We start from the raw sequence: 3,461 nt of genomic DNA, 5'->3' as shown, positions 1-3,461 counted from the left end.
CGGGGAGCGCGCCGATCGTGGCGACCGGCGCGACCGCGACCGGCGCCCCCGGCGCGACCGCGACGGCGACGGCGGCCGCGACGCGGCCGAGTGAGCCTGGCTGACAGCGGGAGGGCTCGGGGAGCCCTCCCAAAGTCGCAGACCTTGCCCTAATAGCGTCACGGCGCCGCCATCTCACGGCGGCGCCCCCTCCTTCGCGGAGCACGAGAGAGTTGAAGGCGATCAACCCGATCCGCATGGGCGGAGTCGAGGTCCTGCCCCTGGTGGAGGGCGGCAAGGGCGTGGCGGTGTCGAACGGCGCCACCTGCGGCGGCTGGGCGTCGGGCGGCGGCGTCGGCACCTTCTCTGGCGTCAACGCCGACAGCTACGACGCGGACGGCAACGTCATCCGCCAGATCTACCACGGCCGCACGCGGCGCGAGCGCCACGAGGAGCTCGTCGCCTATGGCATCCGCGGCGGCATCGCCCAGGCCCGGGAAGCCCATGAGCGCTCCGGCGGCGTCGGCCGGATCCACATGAACATCCTCTGGGAGATGGGCGGCGCCGAGCGCGTCGCGCGCGGCGTCCTGGAAGGTGCGAAGGGCCTGATCCACGGCGTCACCTGCGGCGCCGGCATGCCGTATCGCCTCGCCGACATCGCACGCGACTACGGCGTGCACTACTACCCGATCATCTCCTCCGCCCGCGCCTTCTCCGCGCTCTGGAAGCGGTCCTACCACAAGACGCGAGAGTGGCTCGGCGGCGTGGTCTACGAGGACCCCTGGCTCGCCGGCGGCCACAACGGCCTCTCGAACAGCGAGGACCCGCGCAAGCCGGAGGATCCGTATCCCCGCGTGCTGAAGCTGCGCCAGCAGATGCGCGAATTCGGCCTCGACGACGTGCCGATCATCATGGCCGGCGGCGTCTGGTGGCTCGAGGAGTGGGAGCACTGGATCGACAGCGCGGAGCTCGGGCCCGTCGCCTTCCAGTTCGGCACCCGCCCGCTGCTGACGCAGGAAAGCCCGATCTCCGAGGCCTGGAAGCAGCGTCTGCTGACGCTGAAGGACGGCGACGTGCTGCTGCAGCCCTTCTCGCCGACCGGCTTCTACAGCAGCGCCGTACGCAACGAGTTCCTGCGCGAGCTCGAGGCGCGGAACGAGCGCCAGGTGGCCTTCCTGGGCGAGCCGGCGGGCGACCACACGGCCGAATACCCGGTCGGCCCCCGCAAGCGGCTGGTCTACCTCACGCCGCATGACCTGGCGCGCGTGCGCCAATGGGAAGCCGCGGGCTTCGTCGAGGCGATGCGCACGCCGGAGAACACGCTGATCTTCGTGACCCCGGAGAAGAGCCGGGAGATCCTGAAGGACCAAATCGACTGCATGGGCTGCCTCTCGGCCTGCCGCTTCTCGAACTGGTCGCAGCACGAGCCGGAGTTCAGCACCGGCAAGAAGGCGGATCCGCGCAGCTTCTGCATCCAGAAGACGCTGCAGGACATCGCCCATGACGGCGCGCTCGAGCACAACCTCATGTTCGCCGGGCACAACGCGTACCGCTTCGGGTCGGACCCGTTCTATTCGAACGGCTTCATCCCGACCGCGAAGCAGCTGGTTGAGCGGATCCTCACGGGGCGCTGACGACGCGCGACATGGCGGCGCGCGGGCCCCTGCAGCAGCGCGCGTTCGAGTGGAACCGCCGTTGGGTTCCGCCGCACGGCCATGAACTGCCCTGGCAACATCGTTTTCCAGACCACGGCCCTCCGATCGGCTGATTACAGCCGATCGGAACGTGCTCTAGGCTCCCTGCCATGGACGCGATCGACCCACGGCCCGGTCCGGGACAACGCCTTCTCCACGAGATCCGCAGCTACGCGCTGATCGTGCTGTATCTGACGGTCTGCTTCGGCGCGATCCAGCTCTACAAGGCCGCGCTGCTGACCGAGGAATCGATCCACTACGCCGGCTACGGCTTCGCCATCGCGAAAGCCCTCGTGCTCGGGAAGTTCCTGATGCTGGGTGAGGCCATGAACGCCGACCGACGTGTGGACGGCGAACCGCTGCTGCGCGGCGTGCTCCGGAGCTCGTGGCTCCTGATGCTCATCCTGTTCGTGCTGACGGTGATCGAGGAACTGGTGGTGGGCGCGATCCACGGCCGGCATCCGGGACGTGTCTTTGCCGAGCATGTCGATGGCGGGCGCTGGGCGGAGTTCCTGGCCTATTGCCTGCTGCTCTGGCTGATCCTGCTGCCCTATCTCGGCCTGAAGCACCTGGCCAAGACGCTGGGCCCGGACGCGTTCCGCGAGGTCCTGCGCGGCCGGCGCTGAGCCGGGCGGCCGCGCCGGTTCAGGTCTCCAGCATCCGCCGCAGCAGCTCGACGTCCTCGGCGAAGGCGTTGTCCTGCTGCATCAGCTCGGCGACGCGGCTGACCGCGTGCATGACCGTCGTGTGATCGCGCCCGCCGAAGCGGCGCCCGATCTCGGGCAGGCTGCGGGTCGTGAGCTGCTTGGCGAGGTACATCGCCACCTGGCGGGGGCGCGCCACGTTGCGGGCGCGGCGCGGCGACGACATGTCGGACAGGCGGATGTTGTAGTGCTCCGCCACCTTCTTCTGGATCTCCTCGATCGACACGCGCCGGTCATGCGCGCGCAGCACGTCGTGCAGGACCTCCTGCGCCCCTTCCAGGGTGACGGGGCGGCCGAACAGGTTGGCGTGCGCGATCAGCCGGTTCAGCGCACCTTCGAGCTCGCGCACGTTGGTGGCGATCTTGTGGGCGAGGAACTCCAGCACCTTGGGCGGCACCGCAACGCCGGCCTGCGCGACCTTCGCCTGCAGGATGGAGATCCGCAGCTCGTAGGTGGTGGCGTGCAGGTCGGCCACCATCCCCTGGCCGAGCCGCGTGCGCAGCCGGTCCTCGATCCCCGCCAGCTCGGCCGGCGGCTTGTCCGAGGAGACGATGATCTGCTTCCCGGCATCCACCAGCGCGTTGAAGGTGTGGAAGAACTCCTCCTGCGTGTTGTCCTTGCCGATCAGGAACTGCAGGTCGTCGATCAGCAGCACGTCCACGCTGCGGAGCGATTCCTTGAACTCCATCGTGGACTGGGACCGCAGCGCGGCGATGAAGCGGTACATGAACTTCTCGGCGCTCATGTAGGCGACCGAGAGCTGGCGTCGGCCGTCCTGCGCGCCGCGCTCGCGCGTCGCCCAGGCGATGGCGTGCATCAGATGCGTCTTGCCGAGCCCCACGCCGCCATACAGGAAGAGCGGGTTGAAGCCCGGGCTCGCCGGGCGCTCCGCCACGCGGCGGGCGCAGGCATGGGCGAACTCGTTCGGCTTGCCGACCACGAAGGTGTCGAAGGTGAAGCGCGGGTCGAGCGGCGCGGCCCAGTCGGGGGGCGCGTCGCCACGCGGCTCCGCGCGCGGCTCGCTCCCCCGGCCGAGCGGCTCCGCGAGGCCGGTCCCGGCAGGACGGGCGGGCGTGGCCGCTGG

3 protein-coding genes are annotated in these 3,461 nt (G+C 69.8%); 2 read left to right on the top strand and 1 reads right to left on the bottom strand.

The window, feature by feature from the left end:
• Positions 1–212 precede the first annotated feature (212 nt).
• On the top strand, positions 213–1,613 hold the full coding sequence (locus L2I40_RS20740; protein WP_237217070.1) for an NAD(P)H-dependent flavin oxidoreductase: 1,401 nt from the start codon (positions 213–215) through the stop codon (positions 1,611–1,613).
• A 170-nt stretch (positions 1,614–1,783) separates the two neighbouring features.
• Positions 1,784–2,299: a hypothetical protein gene (locus L2I40_RS20735; RefSeq protein WP_237217069.1), complete on the top strand. Its 516-nt coding sequence runs from the start codon at positions 1,784–1,786 to the stop codon at positions 2,297–2,299.
• Positions 2,300–2,318: 19 nt separating this feature from the next.
• Here the strand turns inward: L2I40_RS20735 and dnaA are convergent.
• The coding region (dnaA, locus tag L2I40_RS20730) for a chromosomal replication initiator protein DnaA (RefSeq protein WP_237217068.1) at positions 2,319–3,461 on the bottom strand (1,143 nt) is incomplete at its 5' end.

This window comes from Falsiroseomonas oryziterrae, assembly GCF_021864505.1.
Taxonomy (GTDB): Bacteria; Pseudomonadota; Alphaproteobacteria; order Acetobacterales; family Acetobacteraceae; genus Falsiroseomonas; species Falsiroseomonas oryziterrae.
This window is presented reverse-complemented; position numbering and strand designations above follow the sequence as displayed.

Coding starts and splice junctions, on each gene's coding strand:
- L2I40_RS20735 (WP_237217069.1), top strand. CDS start 1,784: ATGGACGCGATCGACCCACGGCCCGGTCCGGGACAACGCCTTCTCCAC.